This is a genomic window from Pelagibius litoralis, from assembly GCF_011683915.1.
GTDB classification, from domain to species: Bacteria; Pseudomonadota; Alphaproteobacteria; order Kiloniellales; family Kiloniellaceae; genus Pelagibius; species Pelagibius litoralis.
The window spans coordinates 2,501-5,928 of the sequence record NZ_JAAQPH010000054.1; the positions used below are offsets into that span (position 1 = coordinate 2,501).

Here is a 3,428-nt window from a genome sequence, read left to right on the forward strand (position 1 = left end):
GCTTTGCGCCGCGCGGCTTTTTGTTTTTTGCGGTCCTTGGATCGCAGGGATCAACGAAGGCGGTGCGGTTGGAGAGTTGAAGGTTTCTTGCCGGGTCTTTATCGAAGTCTGAGTAAAGCGTTGCGTCTGGAGGTTTATCTCTGGGCGTGACGGGATTTCGTTGGATCAAGCGTTTTAAGGGCATTTGGTGAATGCCTTGGCGCACAGAGGCGATGAAGGACGTGGCACGCTGCGATAAGCCACGGGGAGGGGCGAGCACCCTTTGATCCGTGGATTTCCGAATGGGGAAACCCGACCCTTTAGGGTCATCCTCTGCTGAATACATAGGCAGAGGAAGCAAACCCGGTGAACTGAAACATCTCAGTAACCGGAGGAAAGGACATCAACCGAGACTCCGTTAGTAGTGGCGAGCGAACGCGGACCAGGCCAGTGGCCAGAGAGTAAGAACCGGAAGCGTCTGGAAAGGCGCGCCATAGTGGGTGACAGCCCCGTACGGGTAGAAAGCTCTTTGGTCCTCGAGTAGGGCGGGACACGTGAAATCCTGCCTGAACGTGGGGGGACCACCCTCCAAGCCTAAGTACTCCTGTGCGACCGATAGTGAACCAGTACCGTGAGGGAAAGGTGAAAAGCACCCCGATGAGGGGAGTGAAACAGATCCTGAAACCGAATGCCTACAATCTGTGGGAGCCCCCTTGAGGGGTGACCGCGTACCTTTTGTATAATGGGTCAGCGAGTTAATTTTGCGAGCAAGCTTAAGCCGTTAGGTGTAGGCGTAGCGAAAGCGAGTCTTAATAGGGCGACCTAGTTCGTAGGATTAGACCCGAAACCAGGTGATCTAGCCATGAGCAGGCTGCAGGTGGGGTAACACCCACTGAAGGGCCGAACCCACTGATGTTGAAAAATCACGGGATGACTTGTGGCTAGGGGTGAAAGGCCAATCAAACCTGGAGATAGCTGGTTCTCCGCGAAAACTATTTAGGTAGTGCGTCGAGTATTACCTTCGGGGGTAGAGCACTGGATGGGCTAGGGGGCCGCGAGGCTTACCAAACCTAACCAAACTCCGAATACCGAAGAGTAGAGCTCGGCAGACAGACCATGGGTGCTAAGGTCCATGGTCGAAAGGGAAACAGCCCAGACCGCCAGCTAAGGTCCCTAAGTTATGGCTAAGTGGGAAAGGATGTAGGAAGGCCAAGACAACCAGGAAGTTGGCTTAGAAGCAGCCATCTTTTAAAGAAAGCGTAACAGCTCACTGGTCTAGTTAAGCCGTCCCGCGCCGAAGATGTACCGGGGCTCAAGCCATACACCGAAGCTGCGGCTTGACGTTCGACTTGTCGAACGTCAGGGGTAGCGGAGCGTTCCGTAAGCCTGCGAAGGGGTTCTCGTGAGAGGCCCTGGAGGTATCGGAAGTGAGAATGCTGACATGAGTAGCGACAAAGAGTGTGAGAAACACTCTCGCCGAAAGTCCAAGGGTTCCTGCGCAAGGCTAATCCGCGCAGGGTGAGTCGGCCCCTAAGGCGAGGGCGAAAGCCGTAGTCGATGGGAACCAGGTTAATATTCCTGGACCTGTGGGTGGTGACGAATGGTGTAAGTTGTTCGGGCTTATTGGATTGTCCGGGCGGCGAAACTGTTCCAGGAAATAACCCCCACGTGAGACCGTACCCGAAACCGACACAGGTGGACAGGTAGAGCATACCAAGGCGCTTGAGAGAACGATGCTGAAGGAACTCGGCAAATTGCCCCCGTAACTTCGGGAGAAGGGGGCCCCATATCTGGGCAACCAGGTGTGGGGGGCACAGACCAGGGGGTGGCGACTGTTTATTAAAAACACAGGGCTCTGCGAAGCCGTAAGGCGACGTATAGGGTCTGACGCCTGCCCGGTGCCGGAAGGTTAAAAGGAGCGGTGAGAGCTGCGAATTGAAGCCCCGGTAAACGGCGGCCGTAACTATAACGGTCCTAAGGTAGCGAAATTCCTTGTCGGGTAAGTTCCGACCTGCACGAATGGCGTAACGACTTCCCCACTGTCTCCAGCATCGACTCAGCGAAATTGAATTGCCCGTGAAGATGCGGGCTACCCGCGGTCAGACGGAAAGACCCCGTGCACCTTTACTACAACTTTGCAGTGGCATTAGAACAGGCATGTGTAGGATAGGCGGGAGGCTTTGAAGCTCGGGCGCTAGCTCGGGTGGAGCTACCCTTGAAATACCGCCCTTATCTTTTCTGATGTCTAACCGCGGTCCGTGAAACCGGATCCGGGACCCTGCATGGTGGGTAGTTTGACTGGGGCGGTCGCCTCCTAAAGAGTAACGGAGGCGCGCGAAGGTAGGCTCAAGCTGGTCGGAAATCAGCTGTTGAGTGCAATGGCATAAGCCTGCCTGACTGCGAGAGCGACAGTTCGAGCAGAGACGAAAGTCGGTCATAGTGATCCGGTGGTCCCGCGTGGAAGGGCCATCGCTCAACGGATAAAAGGTACGCCGGGGATAACAGGCTGATCTCCCCCAAGAGTCCACATCGACGGGGAGGTTTGGCACCTCGATGTCGGCTCATCACATCCTGGGGCTGGAGCAGGTCCCAAGGGTTTGGCTGTTCGCCAATTAAAGTGGTACGTGAGCTGGGTTTAGAACGTCGTGAGACAGTTCGGTCCCTATCTGCCGTGGGTGTTCGAGACTTGAGAGGATCTGTCCCTAGTACGAGAGGACCGGGATGGACGTACCTCTGGTGGACCGGTTGTCGCGCCAGCGGCACAGCCGGGTAGCTAAGTACGGAAGGGATAACCGCTGAAAGCATCTAAGCGGGAAACCCCCCTCAAAACCAGGTCTCGCCTAAGAGCCGTGGTAGACCACCACGTCGATAGGAGGCATGTGGAAGTGCAGCAATGCATGAAGCTGAGCCTTACTAATCGCTCGATCGGCTTGATCCTCCTCGCGCCGCAAGGCGTGGGGGATACGAAACACCCCGTCACGACCAGTGATAAATCTCCAGAAAACCTCCCAGCCGCCATAACAGCGGCCAGGAAAAACTGAAGAAAAACCTCTACTCAGACTTCGATATTCCACCATTGCTCAAGAGCAATGGTCGAATTAAGACATATTCCCTAGCGGGAATAGTCAGACAAAGACCCGGCACAAAAACCTCAAAAAGCCCAGCGTGTTTCGACGACTTGGTGGCCATGGCGAGGGGTTAAACACCCGATCCCATCCCGAACTCGGACGTGAAAACCCTCAGCGCCGATGGTACTGCGTCTTAAGGCGTGGGAGAGTAGGTCGCCGCCAAGTCTTCCAAGCACGCAAAAAAAACAACCCTCAAAAAAATCCAACACACTCCCTCCTCAAACAAAACAAAACCACCCATAACGCGGGGTGGAGCAGCCCGGTAGCTCGTCAGGCTCATAACCTGAAGGTCGTAGGTTCAAATCCTACCCCCGCAACCAA

1 tRNA gene and 2 rRNA genes are annotated in these 3,428 nt (G+C 55.3%); all 3 read left to right on the forward strand.

Annotation, left to right across the window (positions count from 1 at the left end):
- The first annotated feature begins 163 nt into the window (after nucleotides 1-163).
- Nucleotides 164-2,917: ribosomal RNA gene (locus HBA54_RS28530) — 23S ribosomal RNA — on the forward strand.
- Between the two features lie 239 nt (nucleotides 2,918-3,156).
- Nucleotides 3,157-3,272: ribosomal RNA gene (gene rrf / locus HBA54_RS28535) — 5S ribosomal RNA — on the forward strand.
- Nucleotides 3,273-3,350: 78 nt separating this feature from the next.
- Nucleotides 3,351-3,427, forward strand: a tRNA-Met gene (locus HBA54_RS28540).
- Nucleotide 3,428: the final 1 nt, after the last annotated feature.